Here is a 19,392-nt window from a genome sequence, read left to right on the forward strand (position 1 = left end):
TGAATGCCGCCGGTAGGATTTAGGTACATAGTTTTATAATCTATCGGCCGCCTTGCCCAACTATGGCGAAAGGCCTAGACGTCGGAACTATGAACATCCTGTCTGCACAACAGGATGGGAACGACACGGTGTTCGTGCAACAGCGCAACTCCTTCGTAGAGATCGAGTACTCGGATATGGCCGAGCAGATGCTCTCGCGAAGCGAAGTACTTCACATTCGAAAGGACGACAAGGTGTACGTCGTCGGCGACGACGCCCTGAACTTCGCGAACATCTTCAACAAGGAGACGCGGCGGCCGATGAAACACGGGATCCTCTCGAACGACGAGCAGAGCGCGATCCCGATGATGAAGCTCATCATCGAGCAGGTCGTCGGCGAGCCCGCTTATCCCGACGAGAAACTGTACTTCTCGTCCCCGGCGGATCCCATCGACTCGGATCTGTCGACGCTGTACCACCAGAAGACGATCGAGTCGTTCTTAGACGACATGGGATACGACTCCGAACCGATCAACGAGGGCATGTCCGTCATCTACAGCGAACTCGCGGATAACAACTTCACCGGCCTCGGTATCAGCTTCGGTGCCGGGATGACGAACGTCTGTCTCTCCTACTACGCGGTCCCCGTCATGAAGTTCTCCGTCGCCCGCGGTGGCGACTGGGTCGACGAGCAGGCCGCCCGCGCGACAGGTACTCCCGTCGACAAGGTTACATCGATCAAGGAGGACGACTTCGAACTCGACTTCACGACGGATGTCGGCGGCGTCGAGGGTGCACTCTCGATTTACTACGAGAACCTGCTCGACTACGTTATCGACAACATCGTCTCGGAAGTCGACGAGGAAGACGTCGAGGAAGGCCTCGACGTGCCGGTCGTCGTCACCGGCGGGACCTCGAGCCCCAGCGGCTTCGAGGCCTTGTTCCGCGACCACCTAGAGGACGCGAGCATTCCGTTCTCGATCAGCGGCGTCACGCACGCGAACGAACCGCTGTACAGTGTGGCCCGTGGTGGCCTCGTTGCCGCACGCTCGGACGAGGACGTCGACCACGACGAGGAAGAGGCAGAAGCAGCTGCGAGCGAGTAACGTCGACTCAATCTGCAGACGCAGACCCAGATTCCTTTCGATCATACATCGCTGAGCGACGGCTCACGGTTTCGCGGTGTAGCGCTTACTACTCGTAGAATCGGTTGAACGCGTCTCGCCATGACTCACGTTCTTCGGGCGGTCGGTCGTGCTCGACCGGAATGTCCGCGTACGCACAGTGTGGACACGAGACGGTCGACGCCTCACCCAGCGAGAGTTCTTCGAGCGAGCCCTGACACCGTGGACACTCCATACCTGACTCTCTCACGGACTCTCCTTAACTCTATTCGAATTCCTTGTGAAACTGTCATCTGTGTGGGCCCTCTGTGTGCGAAGGTACCGTTTGGTATGGAATATTACTACTGCGCATTTGCAAATCTTTTTGTATGCAACTCATGTATGGTGTTGTATGAGTACCACTACGTCCGCCGACCGAGAAGTGACGCTCGACCACTGTCGTCCTGCCGACGTAACGCCCGTCTCCGTTGAGGCAGCGGCACTCGAGTCGACGGCACCCGGCCACCTCCGTGATCTGAACCGCGAGTTCGCCGAGGAGAATCTCTCGCCGGTCGAGTTGACCGTCGAGGCCTGCTTCGACGAAGATTGCTCGCTCGCGACGCAGGAGCAGGCCGATCAACTTCGAGAGTACGTCCGTGCGGCGTCATTCCTCGGCGTTGGAACGCTCACCGTCGCCGTCGACGACGTTGCCAACGCGGAGAAGGTCCGTCCTGCCCTCGCAGCCTGTGCCGAGCGCGCCGAGCGCGAGGGCCTCGTCTTCGATCTCGAGGGACCCATCACGCTCGAGCACTGAGTCGGCGTCATGACAGGCCGGTCCCGGCGCGCCCTGGCTCGCGAACTCGAGTCGCTCGCTGACTTTACCGATCCCTCGCCCGCGTTAGAGCAGTATCTCACGCCCCCGGAAATCGCCGCACATATCACTCATCTCGCCGGTTTACAGGCCGATCTCGAGCGTCCGGTCGTCGACCTCGGTTCCGGGACCGGGATGCTCGCTCTCGCAGCAGCCCTCGCCGGTGCTGATCGAGTCGTCGGCGTCGATCTCGATCGCGACGCGCTCGAACTCGCACGCGAAAACGCCGCTCGCGTCGACCGGGCGGCCGCCGTCGACTGGGTACAAGGCACCGTCACGCCACAGTCACTCCCGCTCTCTTTCTCCGGGACCGGCGTCGGACCCCGAATCGAGGACGACGACGATGTCACCGTGCTCTCGAACCCGCCGTTCGGTGCGCAACGCGGCAACCGCCACGCCGACCGCACCTTTCTCGAAACCGCTCGCTCGCTCGCCACCGTCTCCTATACGATCCACAACGAGGGCAGCCAGGAGTTCGTCGAGTCCTTCGCCGCCGACGAGGGTGGAACCGTTACGCACACCTTCCAAGCGGCGTTTCCGATCGACCGCCGCTTCGAGTTCCACACCGAGGCGAGTACCGAACTCGCGGCGGAGGTCTTTCGGATCGAGTGGTCCTGAACCCTTACAGTTCGAGATGCTGGAGTTTGAGCGTACGTCCGACGCGCCAGCCGGTGATTCCCGCGACGACCGTCCCGACGCCGACCGCGAGTGTGAAGCCGACGAGATAGACCTCGGGCGGCGTTTGCAGGAGATTCTCGAAGCCGACGAGTTCGTGTGCGAGTCGGTTGAGTGCGTGCGTGAGCGGCGGGGTAGCGACGATGCCGACGATGCCGCCCAGGAGGCCGATGACGAGGCCCTGGACGGCGATCATCCCCGCGAGGACGTGCCGCGAGAGTCCGATCGCCCGTAGCGCGGCGAGTTCGCGTCGTTGCTGGGAGACCATGAGTGCGAACAGGTTGGTGGTTAGCACGACGCCGCCGATGACGGCGAGACCGACCAGCGTCGTGCCGCTGGCGAGCACGAGCGGGCGATCCGCGACCATGGCCTCGACCTGCTCGTCGCTCGTCCGGACTTCGTAGTCCGGATACTCGGCCGAGAGGTCGTCACGGACGGTCGCCGGATCGACACCGGAAGCCGCATCGGCGGTGATGAACGTCGCCCGATCGGTCCCCGTCGTTCCGGCGACGACCTGCAGGTCGGGCAGCGGAACCGTTACTGCTGGCGTGCCGAGGAACTGCGAGTAGTAGGACGCGGTCCCGACGACGGTGAACTCGTAGTCGGGGGCGGTCTCGCGGCTGGTGCCGACGTAGACGGTATCGCCGACGGAGGCACCGACCGCGTCCGCAACCTGCGGATCGAGGACGATTTCGGCCGTCTGTGGCTCCGTCGGGCGCTCGCCGTCGCTCGGCGGTTCGACGCGATCGAAGCCGCGCCCGCTCTGGAAGTCGAAGCCGTCGTGAGTCTCCTGGACGCCGACCGCGGAGGTTCGTTCGAGGTCGTCCGGCTCGGTACCGATGTACACCTCGTGCATCGCGAGCGGTGCGGCAGAGCTCACGTCGTCGCGGGCGGTGAGTTCGGCCGCCGTCCCGTGGGAGTCGGCGATCGGATTCTCGGTGCCGCTCGCCGACGGGTCGACGGGATCGCTCGAGATCCAGATATCCCGGTTGGCGTTGTCGAGTCCGGTCTCGCCAACCTCGACGACGCCGGCCCCGAGGCTCGCGAGGAGCGTCACCGCCAGGACCGAGAGGCTGACGGCGAGGACGGCGAGGACGGTCCGTCCGGGTGAGCGCCGAAGGTGAGCGAACGCGAGGCCGATCACGGCCCGGGTTCGGACGACCGGGTAACGGAGACTCACCGGCTCACCTCCGCGAGCACGGACGTTCGGGCGGCGATGACGAGCGGGTACGGAATCGCGATCAGTCCGGCGACGCACGCGATGACGAGCGCGTACGGGAGGAACAGCGGATGGGTCTCCGCAATCGCTCCGGGTGCGATGGTCCCGCTCGCGACGGCGTTGAGCGCATGGATGCCGACGAACCCGAGCACACCGCCGAACAGCGCGCCACACAGCGTCAGCGCCTGCGTCGAAATCGCAACGATCGCGAGCCGGCTGTGCGTCGGGAACCCAACGGACTCGAGCACGGCGAGCATCCGCCGATCCTCGTTGACGGTCATCCCCGCCGTCGTCGCGACGAATGCCGCGCAGATCGCGACGCCGACGACGAGCGCGAGTACGCTGGTCACGAACGCCAGCCCGTCGTCGAACAGCAGCGAGGGATCGGTGCGATCGGGCGTCTCGACGGTCGCGTCCGGATAGGCCGCTGCAGCCTCGTCCGCGGCCGCGTCGGACTCTCCCCAGACCAGCACTCGATCCGCGAGTTCACCCTCGCTCGCGCCCGAAAGCGTCTGGAGAGCGTGCAAGTGGCCGAGCGCGACCGGCGTCTCGTCGTCACCGCTCGTCTCCACGACGGCCGCGACGGTCACCGTCGGCGGTGGCGTGTCCGTCATCTCGAACTGTGAACTCGAGACGGCGAGTTCGTCGCCCGCGGTGACACCGAGGCGCTCCGCGGCGGTCGTCGAGAGGACGAGTTCGCGCTGGCCCGGCGCCTGCGCTGCGGTGGCGTTGGTATCGGTTGCGTTAGCGGCGTCGGCGGTGGTATCCACATCGGACGCCAGTTCACCCGTCGGGAGTCCGGCGACGGTTCGTGATTCTTCGTCCGGGGTGACGCCGACGAGGAGGACGGTCTGCGGGTCGGTTGCGCTGCGGTTGTCGGTCGCGTTCGCTTCGGATCCGGGTTCCGTTTCGTTCGTACTTGCTGCGCTCTCATCACTCGGCTGCTCGAGTCGCATCGGTTCGGTGAGCACCGGCGTCGCGTGGTCGACGCCATCGGCTTCCCGGATCGACGCCGCGCGCTCGTTAGCCTCGCCGAGCCGCGCTCCCTCGACCCCGTTGATGGACGAGAGCAGGTCCGTCGATTCCGGCATCACCTGCACGTCCGCGTCGTTTTCGGTCGTCGTTCCGCCGTCCGCGAGCGCGAGCGCGACCCCGGTCACCACCACGAGCAGCGCGATCGTCAACGCAACGGCGCTGATCGTCGCGACGACCCGCCGCGAGGTCGTCTTCGTCGTCCGCTTCCACAGCCGCGTCACTGCCAGTCGGCCCAACCCAACCCAGCGAGTTCGATTCGTTCGCCGCCCGCTGAACTCGTCGGTACTTCGCTCGTCTTCGCGCTGACTCTGGCGCTCGCTGTCCGCATTCGGCGGCTGCTCGTCGTCACTGACCATCGGCGACCACCCGTCCATCGCGCAGTGTGATCACGCGGTCGGCGACGGCGAGCGTGCTCTCGTCGTGGGAGGCGAGCAGGACCGCGCGTTCGCGGCCGACGTCGGTTAACAGGTCGAGAACGGCGTCGCCGGTCGCCGTATCGAGTTCACCGGTTGGTTCGTCGGCGATGACGACGGTGGGATCGGTCGCGAGGGCGCGGGCGATGGCGACGCGCTGGCGTTCGCCGCCGCTGAGTTCGGACGGCAGGTGGGTGGTTCGATCTCCGAGTCTGACCTGTGTGAGGAGTTCGGTCGCTCGCTTTCGGCGGGCGCGCTTTGGCACGCCGGTCTGGACGAGCGGGAGGGCAACGTTCGCACGCGCGGAGAGCGAGGGGAGGAGATGGAAGTGCTGGAAGACGATACCGACGTGCTGTCGGCGCACGTGGGTTCGCTTCCGGGTCGAGAGCGGCGTCAGGTCGGTTCCGACGAGTTCGACGCTGCCCGAAGTCGGAACCAGCAGGCCGGCGACGGCGTGGAGGATCGTCGACTTGCCGCTGCCACTGGGACCTTCGAGTCCGATCGTTTCGCCGGGCTGAACGTCGATCGAAACGTCTCGAAGGGCGGTTACGGTTCGTTGCTCACCGGCTCGGAGGCGGCCACCCGTCGCACCGTACTCGTGGGTGACGCCGTCGAGTCGGACGGCAGGTGTCGGCTGCCGCTCGTCCGATGGCTGTGATGCCGCCGAGGCCAGGGTTCCCAGTATACGGTGGATCATTTGTCCAGCGCTCAACTCGCGTCGATCAACGGCCCACCCGGGCATTGTTTCTGTCCGGCTTCCGTCCGCCACGTGGCGGTTAACGGGTCGTCGCGGTCGGCGCGGTTCGAATACCGAACTGACCGACCCAGACCGGCCGGACATCACCGCTCTCGACGGGTCTGTGCCGATTGCACGCAGCGAACGACGCTGTAGTCACTCCCAACGGCGTGAAACGTCCACGTACGGGCGAGTGTTCCGTCTCGACGACTGTGTGGCTCGTAGAACCAGTGTGGCCGATCTCGGTCCAGTGCCGGCCGCGGGTACCGCTATCGTCCCGTCTACGTGCGCCGTCGCTACATTCATACTAGCTCCCCCTGCTGCCCTGCCACGCCGCCATCGAGCGCGAGCCCGCCGTCGTCAGTACTCGTACCGCTCGACGGCCGCCACCGCCACTTCGGTTCCGTCCACCCTCGCAAAGACCGTGTCACCGACCCGTTCGAACGTAACCCCACCCGCTTCCGTCGTCGCGTTCTCCGACGGCATTCCCGTCGACGCCGTTGCGCCGGTTTCGATCGACTCGACGCGAAGCCCGAACTCGCCGCCGTCGGTGGTAACCGTCACGGTCCGCTCGGCCAGAATCACTTCGGCACGGGACGAGTCGGACTCGTGGGCGAGCTGGCGCTCGGTTTTCTCACCGTCTTCCCACAGCCAGATCTGATAGACGCTCTCGTTGCCGACCGGCGTCCAGCCGGTCCGCTCGACGTGGGCCGTCTCCCGCCAGCCGGGGCCGCCGACAGTGATCGTATCCTCGCCCGTCGCGTTCAGATACTCTTTCGTCACCGCTTCCTCCCAGAGGTTGTACCGGTCGCTCGAGACGATCACCCCGCTCCCAGCCATGCTCGAATCGTCGATCATCGCGTCGATTCCGATCCCCGAGACGAGTTCGTTCGTCGCGTTCTCGTCGTACTCGATCGTGTAGCCGCGAATATCGATCCCGGACTGCCCCGTCGCGCCGCCGTCGTCCGCGATCACGCTCGTATTCACCGGGATCGCCATCCCCGCGAGTATTGCGAGTACGAGCAGGACAACCATACCCGCCACGCCACGCCGCGTCAGTGCCGACGCCCGCCGTGAGTGCCGGCGATTCCCGGTTGTGACCGCTCGAACGCGATCGCTCTCGTCCGTCCCGGCAAGGTCGAGCGTCCGCTCGATCCGCGCGTCAGCGTCGGTTTCGGATTCGGTGTCGCTCGCCGAACTCGACGAGTGTGGTGTTCGCGATACCGTCTGCGTTCCCCGGCGGCGTGCGAGCCAGCGATCGAGTCGTGCGGGGATGATCGGCCGGTCCGAGGCGGTCAGCGCGAGCGTGATGACGAGGGCGAGGACGGTGATGATCACGATGCCAGGTCCGCGAAGGAGGTAGTAGGTGTTACCCTCGCCGTACCAGTAAATCTGCCAGAGGCCTTTGGAGAACGCCACGAGAAGGACTGCAACCCAGACGTGGAGGGGGTCGGGGCGCGTATCACGACGGGCGAGGAGGAGCATGCCGAGGACGAGTCCGATGAAGAACCCGAGCGCGTGGCCCTGGATCGCGATGCCGGCCCACGACGGTGCCGTCGGCGGACTCGGCGTTGCGGTGTAGCTGAAGATCGGGTCCTGGAGCGCTCGCCAGACCGTCAGCGCCACGCCCTGGAACCCGATTGCCGCGATGAGCGTTCGAATCGGATAGTGGACGATCGCAAACCCCATGAACGCGAAGACGACGCCGGAAAAGCCGATCACGGGACCGAGTGCGAAGAGACTCGTGACCAGCCCGACGGCGATCACGGCGAGCGGAAACCAGACGACCGCTCGAATCCACGGTGTCCGCCACAGGGATCGTCCCGTCTCGTCCGGTCGAGTTCGCGCTCGATCGCTCGGATAGTGTCCCCAGGCGAACTCGGCGATCGGCGCAACGACGGCCGTCCCGGCCAGGTTCGAGACGAGGTGGCTCGGGCTGGCGTGGGCGAACGACGCCGTGAGCATGCCGACCGGCGAAAAGTACGACCAGGCGCGATAGGGAATCGTGACCGGTTCTGCCGGATCGGTCAGCCCGTCCTGCACGAACAGGTAGACGGCGAGGACGACAGCAATCGCGATGAGAGTCCCCCACGGGACGCCAAAGAGCAACCGGGACTGGAGGCTGTCGCGCCAGCGCCGGTCGGGTTGGAGTCGGCTGACGATGCCGACCGAGAGCGCAAGCGTCGCCAGGATGATCCCCGCAAGGGCGGCCGTGAACGGACGCATATGCCAGTGGTTCGACCGTGACCGTATAGTGGTTACTTTCGCTGTCGCCATCGCTTCGATCTCTGATGATTGCTAACGATACTCCCCCGACAGACGCAGGCACTGCCGTTTTACCCGAACGACAACTACCTCACACGAGTCATGAGCAACACTCCATCCGATAGCCCGACCGATAGCGGTACGAGTACCGGTACTGACACCGACACGAACGCAGGCACCGCCCGCAACCGAAACGTCCTCAATACCGACGCGATGCAGTGGCTGAGCGGCCTCGTCGCCCTCGTCGGTCTGTGGCTCGTCGCCTCGCCGTTCCTCCTCGAATCCACGGACGCGGCGATCTGGAACGACACGCTCGTCGGCACCGCCATCTTCCTCCTCGCAGGGTACAACTTCTACCGGCTCACCAGAGATCGGTTAGCCAACGTCAGCCTCGCCTCGCTGACCGTCCTCCTCGGCGTCTGGATCGCCATCTCCCCCGCCGTCATCGAGATGGGAAGCGGTGAACTCGCGACGAGTACCACCCTCTCGGGAATCGCCATCGCAGCGCTCTCCGCTTACAGCGCCTACGCAAACAACAACGCTGATGCACCCGAGCGCGCGCGAACGCGAGCCTGACGCCATCCGTGCGCCCCACGCTCCAGACGCGTTTTCTTTCGGTCGTCTCCGTGACTCTCACCATGCCCGTCACCATCACTCCCATCAGACCGCTGTGTACTCACGGCTCCGCCTCGAGACCGCGACCAACAGCACCCATACCGCTTCGAAAGGTACAAGCAACTGACGGCCGGATACCCGTCTATGGAACTGCGGGTCACCGAGAGCAGCGAGAACGAACTCTCCATCGAAATCGCCGGCGAGGACCACACGTTCATGAACGTCCTCAAAGGATCACTGCTCGAACACGACGACGTAAGTGCAGCGACCTACGACGTCAACCCCGAGCAGTCGGGTGGACAAACTGAACCGATTCTGACGATCAAGACCGAAAGCGGTGTCGACCCGCTTGAGGCCCTCGAAGACGCCGCGGTCGACGTTCGCGAAAAAGCCGTTTCGTTCCGCGATGCGTTCGAAACCGCGGCCTAACGTCGCTCGGAGCGGACGACTTTGCCGTCGAATTTCTCCCTCTCTCCGTCTCTCCCTTTCTGTCTCCCCTCTCAGTTGCCGACTCCAACCGCGCCTCTATCGCATGCTGTGATTTCCAAGGTTGCCACAATCGCTGTGATATTCAAGACCGTCACAACCGCATACCTACCGGGCGTCTTTGACGCGCGTTACCGATACGGCCTACTGTACCGAGTTCCCGACGCACCCGTAGGACGGTTCGTTGGTGCGCCGGAACTGATTTCCAGCAGTCCGTAGGAGATAGCTCCGAGCGACTTTTCGGGGACGAACAGTCTCAGCAGGCCGCGTAGGACACGTAAATCGTCCCTTCCGGCCCCACGTGAAGATCGAACCCGTCCGCCGCCACGTCGTACTCACTCGTTCCCGCTTCGAGCATGCGGACCACCTCGGTCACGTCAGCCGCGAGTTCATCCTCGCCGGTGTCGGCATCAATCGGTGTCTCGAACGGGGTGACGTGACTGACGACCAGGTCCGTGCGGCAGTCGATGTTGAACTCGCTCGGATCGGGGAGTTCGTGATCGCGGTCACCGTCGCCGTGTTCGGTTGCGACGAGGACGCGATTGCGGTACTCGGCGTACGCCGCGAGCCCCTCGTCCGCGGTGGGGTTGTCGTCCGCTCGCGCGGCCGCGAGTTGGTCGTTCGCACGCTCCTCGACGGCGTCCAGATTGATGCCGTCGTACTCGGTCCCGTTGCCGGGGGCATCCGGTGGCGACGGGGTGCCGACGCCGGGAAGGATCGAGGGTGAGACGATGCCGGAGGCGAATAGCAGGGCGACGATGCCGACGACGGCGATGATCGGCGTGTACGGTTTGGCGACTGCGAACCAGCTCGCCGTTTCGAGGGCCTCGTCGACATCGTCGTAGGTCTGTTCGGTCCGTTCGAGAGTCGTGTTTCCACAGCGCGAACAGGGCGGATTGTTCTTGACGTGGACGCGACCACAGTCGGTACACGTCCAGACGTAGGTTGTGCCTGTGTCGACGACCGTCTCGGTCCCAGTCGCCGTGTCATTACTGCTGTCTCTCTCAGTATCGGTGTCGTCCGTCTGTTCGCGCTCGTCCTGACGGACGATCGCCTTCTCGAAGGCGTTGTGTCCGCAGTTGTCGCAGGGTGGATCGTCCTTCGCATGGGGTTTGCCACACCACGTGCACCGCCACTCCATTGTATAAGACGGATTCCCCCGTTACGATAAGTATATTGAATCTGAACGGATCGGGTACAGAAGCTGGGGGGCAGAAGACGGTGGACGGCTGGTGCGTCGAAAGTCAAAGCGAGTACCCGAACGGGGGGACGAGCGCCGAACTCAGCGCCGCACCGGAACGCCGCGCTCGTCGAGATACGCCTTCGTCTCCTCGATCGAGTAGTCGCCGAAGTGGAAGATCGACGCCGCGAGCCCGGCGTCCGCGCCGGCGTCGGTGAACACGTCGTACATGTCTTCGGGACCGCCACAGCCCGAGGAGGCGATAACCGGCGTGTCGACGGCGTCACAGACCGCTTCCGTCAGCGGCAGGTCGTAGCCGTCTTTGGTGCCGTCCTTGTCGATCGAGTTCACGAAGAGTTCGCCCGCGCCGCGGGACTCGGCCTCTGTGGCCCACTCGATCACGTCGATGCCGGTTCCCTCGCGGCCGCCTTTCTTGGTGCATTCGAACCAGCAGGATTCGCCGTCGATCTCGACGTAGTGTTCGCCGCGTTCGTCGAAGCGGCGTTTCGCGTCGACGCTGATGACGATGCACTGGTTTCCGAACGCGCGTGCGCCCTCGGTGATGAGTTCGGGACGTTCGAGCGCGCCGGTCGTGATCGAGACCTTGTCCGCGCCGGCCCGAAGCGTCTCCTTGATGTCCTCGGTCGTCCGAATGCCGCCGCCGACCGTGAGCGGGATGAAGACCTCGTCGGCGACCGCGCGGACGACGTCGAGCATCGTTTCGCGCCCCTCGGCGGAGGCGGTGATGTCGAGGAAGACGAACTCGTCGGCCCCGGATTCGTTGTACGCCTTGGCCATCTCGACGGGATCACCGGTGTACTCTAAGTCCTCGAAGTGGACGCCGGTGTAGACCGCGGGATTCCCGTCCTCGTCCAGATCGACGTCGATACACGGGATGATCCGCTTTGTCAGTGCCATTTCTTACCGGGTGTTGGCTCCCCGGGTAGTAAAGCCGTCTGGATCGGGCGAATGCAGCCTGCTGGCTCGCGGCCCTCGATAGCCGTCTTTAAGGATTCGAGCGCCGAACTCGGAGTATGGCAGACGACACTGACGATACAGCGGACCACGATTCGGGTGCGGACGTCGGTCACGACCTCGGTGCCGAGCGGACGACGGCCCCGATGAGCGATTACTCCTCGCGCGCCGTCGGGATCGGGTTTCTCGTTCTGATCGTCGGCACCGCTATTTCGTTCGGAATTCCGCTCGCAACGACGGGACTGTAGCTGTTTCTCGTACCTGTCTCTCTCAGTCCCTGTACCTGACCCTGTAACCGTAGCCTCCCGGCTGTTCGCATCCAAAACAGAGTCGTGGTCACTCGTCGAGTGAACGAACAGAGCGTTAAAAGACGTACTCGTCGTCGTGACCCATCATTCCGTCGTCTTCGAGGCCGGTACCGCCGGTCGTCTCCTCTTCGTCCATCGGCCCGCTGGTCTTGTAGGCTTTGATGCCCGTCGACAGGAGGTCCTCGATGGCTTCCTCGCGGTTGACGAACTCGCCTCGCTCGACCATCTGGGCGATCTGCATCTCGAGGTGTTCGGGGATAGTGATCTCTACTTTCGGCATCTGATTCGGCTTTCGGTGAGGGGGTATTTAGGTTTGACGGGGACTCTACAGAACTCGGAATGCCGTTCGTCCGACCGCTCTTCGGACCGTTCATCTGAACTCGTCTCGAAGACGCAGACGGCGCCTGTCCGGCAGAAGAACGCGTGACGGATGAGGTGAGCCGGTTGGGTGGCTCGAGTGGTGCTCAGGCCGGCGTCTGTCTAGCGGTTGCCCATCATCGAGTCGAGGGCGTTCTTGATCGTCGTCCCCGGCTGCGTGATGGCGTCTAACTGCTGGCGCATCTTGCGCTGGTTGAAGTAGCTCGCGAACGCGAGGATCGTCGGCGGCCAGAGACCAATAAACATGCCGCGATGACGGTCTCCGCGCAGGAAGAAGTAGTACCACGAAAGACCGACGGACGCTGCAGCGGCGATAAATGCCGGCCCCATGGCTTGTTCACCGACCGCTTGTGCTGATTCTGTAGGCATCTCCCGTTCTGTCATCTGTTGTTTGTTCGCCATACGGTAGTTGTCTCGGGGAGACCGTACTAAGCGGTGGCGAGGGTTTCGAACAGAAGGCCACGACTTGCACCCCCGAAGACACGGTTTCGGATCGTTCCATCCGCCCCGTCGTCGCGCTAATTCGATGTTTCCTCGAGTTCGTCTCGGTTTCTCCGTTCTATCCAGCGTTCGGCTGTCCAGCTAGCTGGCAGATAGTTCCGTGAGACGACTCGATCCGGACCGCGAGCGCCGTGGCGTCACACCTACGTCGCTCGGGACGAAAACGTGACTATGACTACCGACCGAACAGACGCCGTCGAGAGTTCAGGTGCCACCGCGACGGAGTCCGACGTTCGAGATATCACTGACCTCTACCGCGAGTTCGGCGAGGATCGGGTCCCGGCGGGCCAGCGCGAGACCTCGGCGTTTCCGGTACTCTCGAAGAGCGGCACCCCCGGCTGGGATCCCGACTCGTGGGAGTTCACCGTCACCGGCGCGGTCGAGACCGAACTGACGTTCTCGTGGGACGAGTTCCGCGACCTACCACACGAGACTCAGAAGCAGGATTTTCACTGCGTGACCGGCTGGAGCAAACTCGACTGTGCGTTTACCGGGGTGCCGTTCACCGAACTCGCCGAGCGGGCGGGCGTCACGGACGACGCCGTCCACGTCATGTTTTCCGCGCTCGACGGCTACACGACGGATCTGCCGCTCGAGGATTGCATGCGCGAGGAAGTCCTGTTCGCGTGGGCCTACGACGGCGAGCCGTTGCCCGAGGACCACGGCGGTCCGCTCCGCGTGGTCACGCCGCACAAGTACGCCTACAAGGGGGCGAAGTGGGTCGACGGCGTCGAGTTCCTCACGGAACCGGAACTGGGCTACTGGGAACGGCGCGGCTACTCCGAGACGGCGAACCCGTGGCGAGAGGAGCGATATAGTTAGGCTGAAGGCGCGCCGGTCCCGAACTGTGGTCGATGAATCGTACGTCGGGCGATGGGCAGCTGCCGGGGACAGTTGACCGGGAGGGTACGGGCGAAGCCGACACTAACGCCGGTGCTGGTACTGGTGCTGATGCGGATCTCGATACCGACGCCGGGTCGAACTCCCGTTCTCCTCCCGCGCCGGCTCTCACCCCATCGTCTCTCCGTAGCCGTAGTCGTGAACTCACGGACGTTTCCTTCGGTGCGATACTGGATACCGACGACGAGGCCCGCATCCAGTGGGCCACCCCCGACGGATTGGAGGTCGTCGGCCGCGGCGTCGCCGCCCGATTTACCGCGCACGGCTCGGACCGGTTCGAGACCGTCCGCGAACAGGCCGCCCGGACGTTCGCCGAACTCGATCACGACGGGCCGACCGTCGCCCGTCCGCGCGCGTTCGGTGGGCTCTCCTTTCACGAGAGCCACGACGGTCGCGACAACGATACCGCTTCGAATACACCTTGGAGCGGCTTCGCCGCCGCCTCGTTCGTCGTCCCTCGCGTTCTCGTCACCCGCTGTGACGAGGCCACCTGGCTCACCGCCGTCGCCCGCGACGCCGAGACGGCAACCGAGCGATTGCACTCGTGGTACGATCGCCTGGCCGATTTCCCGGCGATGCGTCCGAGCGGGTCGGCCCCCGGTGTCGCCGCGACCGAGCGCACGACCTCGCCCGCGGCGTGGACCGACCAGGTCGAACACGCACTCGATCGAATCGAGACGACGCCCCTCACCAAGGTCGTTCTCGCCCAATCGCTGTCGGTCTCGCTCGACGAACCGATCGACGTGCCGGCGACGCTCGAACGCCTTCGCCGACAGTATCCGAACTGCTACCGGTTTCTCGTCGATCACGACGCCGATGCCAGTGGAACGTTCTTCGGCACACCGCCGGAGCGGCTCGTCTCGAAACGCGGCGACCACGTCGAAACCGAGGCGCTCGCCGGCTCCGCCCCTCGCGGCGAGACGCCCGAAGCCGACGAGGAATTCGCCGATCAACTCCGGGACAGCGAGAAGGTTCAACACGAACACGGGCTCGTCGCCGACGCGATCCGCGAGCAGCTGACGCCGCTCGCGCGCGAGTTGACCATCGACGAGCAGACGGTTCGCCGACTCGCGACGATCCAGCACCTGCAGACGCCGATCGACGCGACCCTCGACGGCGACCGGCACGTCCTCGAACTCGTCGAGGCGCTCCACCCGACCCCCGCAGTCGGCGGCATGCCGCCCGAGGCGGCTTGGGAGACGATCCGCGAGACGGAGACCTTCGACCGCGGCTGGTACGCCGCGCCGATCGGCTGGTTCGATGGAGACGGCGACGGCGAGTTCGCGGTCGGTCTCCGGTCGGGCGTCGCGACCGACGAGACGGTCACGCTCTTTGCGGGCAACGGTCTCGTCGCCGATAGCGACCCCGCGGCCGAGTGGGACGAGGTACAGTTGAAATTCCGGCCGATTTTGGACGAGTTACAGCCTGCGGGCGCGGACGGGATCGAGAAGGTAACCGGCAATGTGCACTCGCAATGAGCGCACCCAACCGCGCGACCCTCTGGGGTCGCATCCTCGTCGATGAACTCGCAGCGAGTGGGCTGGAGGCGGTCTGTCTCGCCCCCGGCAGTCGATCGACGCCGCTGACCGTCGCGTTCGCCGAGCATCCCGATATCGAGGTCTATTCGCACTTAGACGAGCGGTCGGCGGCGTTCTTCGCCCTCGGGCGCGCCCGCCGCACCGGCGAGCCGACGGCGCTGGTCTGTACCTCCGGGACGGCGGCCGCGAACTTCCACCCGGCGGTGATCGAGGCCGATCAGGCCCGCGTGCCGATGCTCGTTCTCACGGCCGACCGCCCACCTGAACTCCGCGATAGCGGCGCGAATCAGACGGTCGATCAGGTCGAACTCTACGGCGACGCCGTGCGCTGGCACGCCGATCTTCCGCTTCCGGAAGCCAGCGAGCGAACGGTCCGAAGCCTCCGCACGACGGCCGCCCGCGCGCTGCTTGAAACGACCGTCTCCGAACCCGGCCCCGTCCACCTCAACTGTCCTTTCCGCAAACCGCTCGACCCGATCGAAACGACCGGCAGCGAGGCCGTTCCCGACGAGTTCGCCGAGACGCTGGCCGGGGCGGGCCGGGACGGTCCGTTCGTCGAGACCGCCGCGGGGCGACACGCGAGCGAACCCGACGCCGACGGCACCGGTGCGCTCGAGACCCTTCGAACCGCGCTCGAGACCGCGGACAGACCGCTGCTCGTCGCCGGCCCCGCCGACCCGGTGACATCGTCGACGGGTGAACTCGATCCCGCGGCCGTCGTCGCCGTGGCCGATGCGGTCGGCGCGCCGGTGCTCGCGGATCCGCTGTCGACCGTTCGGTTCGGGCCGCACGTCGCCGCCGAGAGCGCTGCCGACGGGAATCGGACGGTCTACGGCGGGTACGACGGCTACATCGACGCGCTGCCGGCCCCGGATCCGGACGTCGTCGTCCGATTCGGTGCCTCGCCGACCTCGAAGCGGCTCCGGCACGCGCTACGAGACGCCGACGCGCGCCAGTTTCTGCTCGATCCCGTCGGCGCGTGGCGCGAGGCGACGTTCACGGCCACCGACCTTCTCGCCGCCTCGCCCGGCTCTGTCTTCGAGAGTCTTGCAGCGTCTCTCGGGGAGCCCACCACTGCGAACCGCTGGCGGGCGCGATTTGACACCGCAGAGCGGCTCCACTGGGATCTTCGCGACGACGCGTGTACGACTGACTCGCTCGAGTCTGAGCCGTTCGAGGGTGCCGTCCTCGCATCGGTCTTCGAGGCCGCTCCCGATCCGGCGACGATTTTCGTCTCGAACAGCATGCCCGTTCGGGACGCCGACCGGTTCGCCCACCCGCAACCGGCCGACCTGACCGTGCTCGCAAACCGCGGCGCGAGCGGCATCGATGGGATCACGAGTTCGGCGCTCGGCGCAGGCAGTGTGACCGACGAGCCGCTCGTGCTCGTGACGGGCGATCTCGCGTTCTATCACGATTCGAACGGGCTACTCGCGCTGGAGCGCTGCGGCGTCGACGCGACGATCGTTCTGCTGGACAACGACGGCGGCGGCATCTTCCACGAACTCCCGATCGAGGCGGTCGATCCGCCGTTCACGTCGCAGTTCAAAACGCCCCACGGCCTCGAGTTCGACGCACTCGAAGAGCTGTACGATTTCGAGTTCGAGCGCGTCGAGCCGGCTGCGTTTGAGGGTGCCTACCGACGGTCGCTCGCGAGCGACGGGACGCAGGTGCTGTCGGTGTCGTTCGACGCGGACGCGAGCCACCGGCGGCGAGCCGAACTCGATGAGCGAGTGCACACTGCGGTCGCGGGGACGGACGATTCAGGGCCGTAGGGCCCACCAGACCACGACCGCGTAGCCGAAGGGGACCCACACGAACGCGAGGGAGAGGGCTCCGTAGATCGAGTCGAGTGCGAGCGGGACCGCATCTATCGTGACCGCGCCGGCCGGTACGAGCACGCTCCAGCAGCCGAAGACGCCGCTCGCGATCCGCGGCATCGTCAGCAGATAGCCGACGAGGCAGAGCGTACACGCTGCAACGATCCCGTTGACGAGCGCCGAGAACGCCGGCGTCAGGCTCGCGTATACGAACAACGGATACAGCGCCCAGATACAGGCGATCGTCACGACGGTCTGCTGGTCCAGCGACCGGCCGTCCCACTCGAGTTCGATTTCGTCGTCCCAGTCGTGGACGGTGTACTGGAACCCGGCGTCAGAATTCGAATCCGAGTTCGAGTTCGAGTTCGCGTTTGAACCCGAACCCGAACCCGGATCTGAATCCGATTCGGTGTCGGTCCCTCCTGAACTCGTCGTCGTCTCCGTCTGTCCGGTCGTCGCGTGGGTGTGAGTATGAGTGTACGTGTGCGTGCGAGTTCGCGATCGACGTGACCGTGATCGCGCATTCGAGTTCGTTGCACTCGTGTCCGTTCTCGACCGGGCTTCGCTCCACCCTTCCTCACGCGCGGCTTGCTGGCGAATCTCTTCGAACGACCAGTCTCCGGTCGAACGAGCGTCTCCCGTTTCTTGTTGTGCGCCGCCTGCCTCCGATCGTGGCCCGGACCGCTGTTGGCTCGTTTGCGACCCGCGGGTGCGCTCGTTTGCTGAACTCGGATTCGTGCGTGTCGCAGTTGCCCCGCGCTCGGCCGAGTGCTGGGTCGCCTGTACGTAGGTCTCGTGTCCGAGCCGGTCGTACCGCGCCCGCTCGGTTTCGTCAGTAAGGACGGCTCTGGCCGTCGCGACCTGCTGGAACTGCTCGATAGCGTCGGGGTCGTTGCTGTGATCCGGATGGGTCTCGAAGACGCGCTCGCGGTAAGCCGCCTCGAGTTCATCTTGCGTCGCGTCGCTCGCAACGCCGAGCACGTCGTAGTACGTCTCGCCCACTGCCCATCCGTAGCCTGTTAGGAATCAAATATGTACTGGATGCTCCTCGATATCCCCGTTCTGAACTCGGTGCACCGACGCTCTCGAACGGTCGTTTTCGAACGAATAAATTGGTAATCGCTATACGGAATTGTGGGTCGAATCGATCGGTGCCGTATTTTCAGACGAGATGCTCGCGACAGTCACCGAAACTATTATCCCGTCGTAAACTACCTAGAATTCTGTGGTTTACGAGACTGGAAACCGAACGGTCGACGAGGCGGTCGCCACCGTCCTCGCCGGCGGTGAACTCGACCGGACCGAGGCGCTTGCCCTCATCGCTCAGCCGGTCGACGTGCTCGCACCGGCGGCGGATGCCGTCCGTGCGCACTTCGGTGACGGCACGGTCGACGCCTGTAGTATCGTCAACGCGAAGGCGGGAAACTGTGCGGAGGACTGCGGGTTCTGCGCGCAGTCGGTTCACTTCGATACCGGGATCGACACCTACGGTCTCCTCGATCCGGACCGAATCCTTGCCGCGGCAAAGCGGGCGGAGCGGGACGGCGCACAGCGGTTCGGCATCGTCGTCGCCGAGAAGGGCGTGAGCAAGGAGAACCGTCCGGACGAGTGGGCGGACGTAATCCGTGCGATCCGTCTCGTCCGCGACGAGACCGCAGTCGAGGTCGATGCGAGTTTAGGGATCCTCACCGCGGAGGAAGCCGAAATTCTGGCCGAGGAAGGGATCGAACACTACAATCACAACATCGAGACCGCCCCGCGGTACTTCCCCGAGATCGTCTCGACGCATTCCTTCGAAGACCGGGTGAAGACGCTCGAACGAGCGAAGGCAGCGGGAATGGATCTCTGTGCCGGCGTCATTCTCGGCATGGGGGAAGCGCCGACGGATCGGGTGGACGCCGCGCTCGCACTTCGGGATATCGGCATTTCGTCGCTTCCGGTGAACGTTCTCAACCCCGTCGCGGGAACCTCGCTCGGCGACGAGTTCGGCGAGTCGGCGGCGATTACGTCGACCGAGATCATCGAGACGATCGCCGTCTACCGGCTGTTACATCCGCGTGCGAGAGTTCGGCTGACGGGTGGTCGCGAGGTCAATCTCGACCGGGACGAGCAGCATCGGCCCTTCGAAGCCGGGGCTGACGGGATACTGACCGGGGACTACCTCACGACCGAGGGGCAGTCTCCCGGCGACGACCTCGAGATCGTCGAGCGGGCCGGTCTGCGGCCGAACATGGCAGCCAACGAGTTCGATCCCGAGGCGGTCAAATCCCGGGCCGGGGCGGACGACGATGACGAGGAAGCGACGACGGCGGCCGGGACCGCGACGAGCAATGTCGAAATGAGCGATTGACTGTCGATGACCGAACTGCTAGACGAACGCACAACTGCTGACAAT

At 64.8% G+C, this 19,392-nt stretch carries 20 protein-coding genes; 10 read left to right on the plus strand and 10 right to left on the minus strand.

The genetic code is table 11. From position 1 onward, the window contains the following. The first annotated feature begins 62 nt into the window (after positions 1-62). Complete coding sequence (locus tag C480_RS00785) at positions 63-1,085, plus strand: disk-shape morphogenesis protein volactin (RefSeq protein ID WP_006109129.1); 1,023 nt, start codon at positions 63-65, stop codon at positions 1,083-1,085. Positions 1,086-1,173: 88 nt separating this feature from the next. Here C480_RS00785 and C480_RS21970 read toward each other — a convergent pair whose 3' ends face one another. Further along, on the minus strand, positions 1,174-1,338 hold the full coding sequence (locus C480_RS21970) for a zinc finger domain-containing protein (protein ID WP_006109130.1): 165 nt from the start codon (positions 1,336-1,338) through the stop codon (positions 1,174-1,176). A gap of 156 nt (positions 1,339-1,494) precedes the next feature. Here C480_RS21970 and C480_RS00790 point away from each other — a divergent pair, with 156 nt between their 5' ends. Together C480_RS00790 and C480_RS00795 are read left to right on the plus strand one after the other, a co-directional pair. Then, positions 1,495-1,896: a hypothetical protein gene (locus tag C480_RS00790; protein WP_049902990.1), complete on the plus strand. Its 402-nt coding sequence runs from the start codon at positions 1,495-1,497 to the stop codon at positions 1,894-1,896. Between the two features lie 9 nt (positions 1,897-1,905). Continuing rightward, a complete protein-coding gene (locus C480_RS00795; RefSeq protein ID WP_006663719.1) occupies positions 1,906-2,571 on the plus strand; it encodes an METTL5 family protein in 666 nt (221 codons plus the stop codon). 4 nt (positions 2,572-2,575) lie between these two features. On the opposite strand, the gene C480_RS00800 is transcribed toward C480_RS00795, so the two are convergent. From C480_RS00800 to C480_RS00815, 4 genes are all read right to left on the minus strand, one after another. Next, on the minus strand, positions 2,576-3,808 hold the full coding sequence (locus C480_RS00800) for an ABC transporter permease (RefSeq protein ID WP_006663720.1): 1,233 nt from the start codon (positions 3,806-3,808) through the stop codon (positions 2,576-2,578). Further along, entirely contained in the window at positions 3,805-5,238 is a 1,434-nt protein-coding gene (locus tag C480_RS00805) for an ABC transporter permease (RefSeq protein ID WP_152423998.1), read from the minus strand. The genes C480_RS00800 and C480_RS00805 overlap by 4 nt, the downstream gene beginning before the upstream one ends. Continuing rightward, positions 5,228-5,992, minus strand: a complete 765-nt coding sequence (locus C480_RS00810; RefSeq protein ID WP_006663722.1) for an ABC transporter ATP-binding protein — start codon at positions 5,990-5,992, stop codon at positions 5,228-5,230. Before C480_RS00810 ends, C480_RS00805 begins: the two co-directional genes overlap by 11 nt. A gap of 399 nt (positions 5,993-6,391) precedes the next feature. Next, complete coding sequence (locus tag C480_RS00815; protein WP_006663723.1) at positions 6,392-8,257, minus strand: rhomboid family intramembrane serine protease; 1,866 nt, start codon at positions 8,255-8,257, stop codon at positions 6,392-6,394. A 141-nt stretch (positions 8,258-8,398) separates the two neighbouring features. Here C480_RS00815 and C480_RS00820 point away from each other — a divergent pair, with 141 nt between their 5' ends. Further along, the gene (locus C480_RS00820) at positions 8,399-8,872 is read left to right on the plus strand and encodes an SPW repeat protein (RefSeq protein ID WP_006663724.1); all 474 of its coding nucleotides are present in this window, start codon (positions 8,399-8,401) and stop codon (positions 8,870-8,872) included. Between the two features lie 183 nt (positions 8,873-9,055). Then, on the plus strand, positions 9,056-9,340 hold the full coding sequence (locus C480_RS00825; protein WP_006663725.1) for a DNA-directed RNA polymerase subunit L: 285 nt from the start codon (positions 9,056-9,058) through the stop codon (positions 9,338-9,340). Between the two features lie 313 nt (positions 9,341-9,653). On the opposite strand, the gene C480_RS00830 is transcribed toward C480_RS00825, so the two are convergent. Continuing rightward, positions 9,654-10,538: a hypothetical protein gene (locus C480_RS00830; RefSeq protein WP_006663726.1), complete on the minus strand. Its 885-nt coding sequence runs from the start codon at positions 10,536-10,538 to the stop codon at positions 9,654-9,656. Between the two features lie 141 nt (positions 10,539-10,679). After that, the gene (gene hisF, locus C480_RS00835) at positions 10,680-11,495 is read right to left on the minus strand and encodes an imidazole glycerol phosphate synthase subunit HisF (RefSeq protein WP_006663727.1); all 816 of its coding nucleotides are present in this window, start codon (positions 11,493-11,495) and stop codon (positions 10,680-10,682) included. A 116-nt stretch (positions 11,496-11,611) separates the two neighbouring features. Here hisF and C480_RS00840 point away from each other — a divergent pair, with 116 nt between their 5' ends. Then, positions 11,612-11,800 (plus strand): DUF7550 family protein, encoded by a 189-nt coding sequence (locus tag C480_RS00840; RefSeq protein WP_006663728.1) that lies wholly within the window; start codon positions 11,612-11,614, stop codon positions 11,798-11,800. 115 nt (positions 11,801-11,915) lie between these two features. Here C480_RS00840 and C480_RS00845 read toward each other — a convergent pair whose 3' ends face one another. Both C480_RS00845 and C480_RS00850 read right to left on the minus strand, forming a co-directional pair. Then, positions 11,916-12,140, minus strand: a complete 225-nt coding sequence (locus C480_RS00845) for a ribbon-helix-helix domain-containing protein (protein WP_006109142.1) — start codon at positions 12,138-12,140, stop codon at positions 11,916-11,918. Positions 12,141-12,340: 200 nt separating this feature from the next. Then, positions 12,341-12,640: a hypothetical protein gene (locus C480_RS00850; RefSeq protein WP_006663729.1), complete on the minus strand. Its 300-nt coding sequence runs from the start codon at positions 12,638-12,640 to the stop codon at positions 12,341-12,343. A 270-nt stretch (positions 12,641-12,910) separates the two neighbouring features. Here C480_RS00850 and C480_RS00855 point away from each other — a divergent pair, with 270 nt between their 5' ends. The 3 genes from C480_RS00855 to menD are packed head-to-tail and all read left to right on the plus strand — an operon-like array spanning position 12,911 to position 16,952. Beyond that, entirely contained in the window at positions 12,911-13,561 is a 651-nt protein-coding gene (locus C480_RS00855; RefSeq protein ID WP_006663730.1) for a sulfite oxidase-like oxidoreductase, read from the plus strand. A gap of 32 nt (positions 13,562-13,593) precedes the next feature. Continuing rightward, positions 13,594-15,117 carry an isochorismate synthase gene (locus C480_RS00860; protein WP_006663731.1) on the plus strand — a complete coding sequence of 508 codons (1,524 nt, stop codon included), beginning with the start codon at positions 13,594-13,596 and terminating at the stop codon, positions 15,115-15,117. Next, the gene (gene menD, locus C480_RS00865) at positions 15,114-16,952 is read left to right on the plus strand and encodes a 2-succinyl-5-enolpyruvyl-6-hydroxy-3-cyclohexene-1-carboxylic-acid synthase (RefSeq protein ID WP_006663732.1); all 1,839 of its coding nucleotides are present in this window, start codon (positions 15,114-15,116) and stop codon (positions 16,950-16,952) included. The genes C480_RS00860 and menD overlap by 4 nt, the downstream gene beginning before the upstream one ends. Here the strand turns inward: menD and C480_RS00870 are convergent. Beyond that, positions 16,941-17,999: a J domain-containing protein gene (locus tag C480_RS00870; RefSeq protein ID WP_006663733.1), complete on the minus strand. Its 1,059-nt coding sequence runs from the start codon at positions 17,997-17,999 to the stop codon at positions 16,941-16,943. The genes menD and C480_RS00870 overlap by 12 nt on opposite strands. Positions 18,000-18,222: 223 nt before the next feature. Between C480_RS00870 and bioB the strand changes: the two genes are divergently transcribed. Then, positions 18,223-19,347: a biotin synthase BioB gene (gene bioB / locus C480_RS00875; RefSeq protein ID WP_006663734.1), complete on the plus strand. Its 1,125-nt coding sequence runs from the start codon at positions 18,223-18,225 to the stop codon at positions 19,345-19,347. Positions 19,348-19,392 lie beyond the last annotated feature (45 nt).

Source organism: Natrialba aegyptia DSM 13077, from assembly GCF_000337535.1.
GTDB lineage: Archaea > Halobacteriota > Halobacteria > Halobacteriales > Natrialbaceae > Natrialba > Natrialba aegyptia.

Excerpts from the sequence above, each read along its gene's own strand:
- C480_RS00785 (WP_006109129.1), top strand. The coding sequence starts at position 63 with ATGGCGAAAGGCCTAGACGTCGGAACTATGAACATCCTGTCTGCACAA.
- C480_RS21970 (WP_006109130.1), bottom strand. The coding sequence starts at position 1,338 with ATGGAGTGTCCACGGTGTCAGGGCTCGCTCGAAGAACTCTCGCTGGGT.
- C480_RS00790 (WP_049902990.1), top strand. The coding sequence starts at position 1,495 with ATGAGTACCACTACGTCCGCCGACCGAGAAGTGACGCTCGACCACTGT.
- C480_RS00795 (WP_006663719.1), top strand. The coding sequence starts at position 1,906 with ATGACAGGCCGGTCCCGGCGCGCCCTGGCTCGCGAACTCGAGTCGCTC.
- C480_RS00805 (WP_152423998.1), bottom strand. The coding sequence starts at position 5,238 with ATGGTCAGTGACGACGAGCAGCCGCCGAATGCGGACAGCGAGCGCCAG.
- C480_RS00810 (WP_006663722.1), bottom strand. The coding sequence starts at position 5,992 with ATGATCCACCGTATACTGGGAACCCTGGCCTCGGCGGCATCACAGCCA.
- C480_RS00815 (WP_006663723.1), bottom strand. The coding sequence starts at position 8,257 with ATGCGTCCGTTCACGGCCGCCCTTGCGGGGATCATCCTGGCGACGCTT.
- C480_RS00820 (WP_006663724.1), top strand. The coding sequence starts at position 8,399 with ATGAGCAACACTCCATCCGATAGCCCGACCGATAGCGGTACGAGTACC.
- C480_RS00825 (WP_006663725.1), top strand. The coding sequence starts at position 9,056 with ATGGAACTGCGGGTCACCGAGAGCAGCGAGAACGAACTCTCCATCGAA.
- C480_RS00830 (WP_006663726.1), bottom strand. The coding sequence starts at position 10,538 with ATGGAGTGGCGGTGCACGTGGTGTGGCAAACCCCATGCGAAGGACGAT.
- hisF (WP_006663727.1), bottom strand. The coding sequence starts at position 11,495 with ATGGCACTGACAAAGCGGATCATCCCGTGTATCGACGTCGATCTGGAC.
- C480_RS00840 (WP_006663728.1), top strand. The coding sequence starts at position 11,612 with ATGGCAGACGACACTGACGATACAGCGGACCACGATTCGGGTGCGGAC.
- C480_RS00845 (WP_006109142.1), bottom strand. The coding sequence starts at position 12,140 with ATGCCGAAAGTAGAGATCACTATCCCCGAACACCTCGAGATGCAGATC.
- C480_RS00850 (WP_006663729.1), bottom strand. The coding sequence starts at position 12,640 with ATGGCGAACAAACAACAGATGACAGAACGGGAGATGCCTACAGAATCA.
- C480_RS00855 (WP_006663730.1), top strand. The coding sequence starts at position 12,911 with ATGACTACCGACCGAACAGACGCCGTCGAGAGTTCAGGTGCCACCGCG.
- C480_RS00860 (WP_006663731.1), top strand. The coding sequence starts at position 13,594 with ATGAATCGTACGTCGGGCGATGGGCAGCTGCCGGGGACAGTTGACCGG.
- menD (WP_006663732.1), top strand. The coding sequence starts at position 15,114 with ATGAGCGCACCCAACCGCGCGACCCTCTGGGGTCGCATCCTCGTCGAT.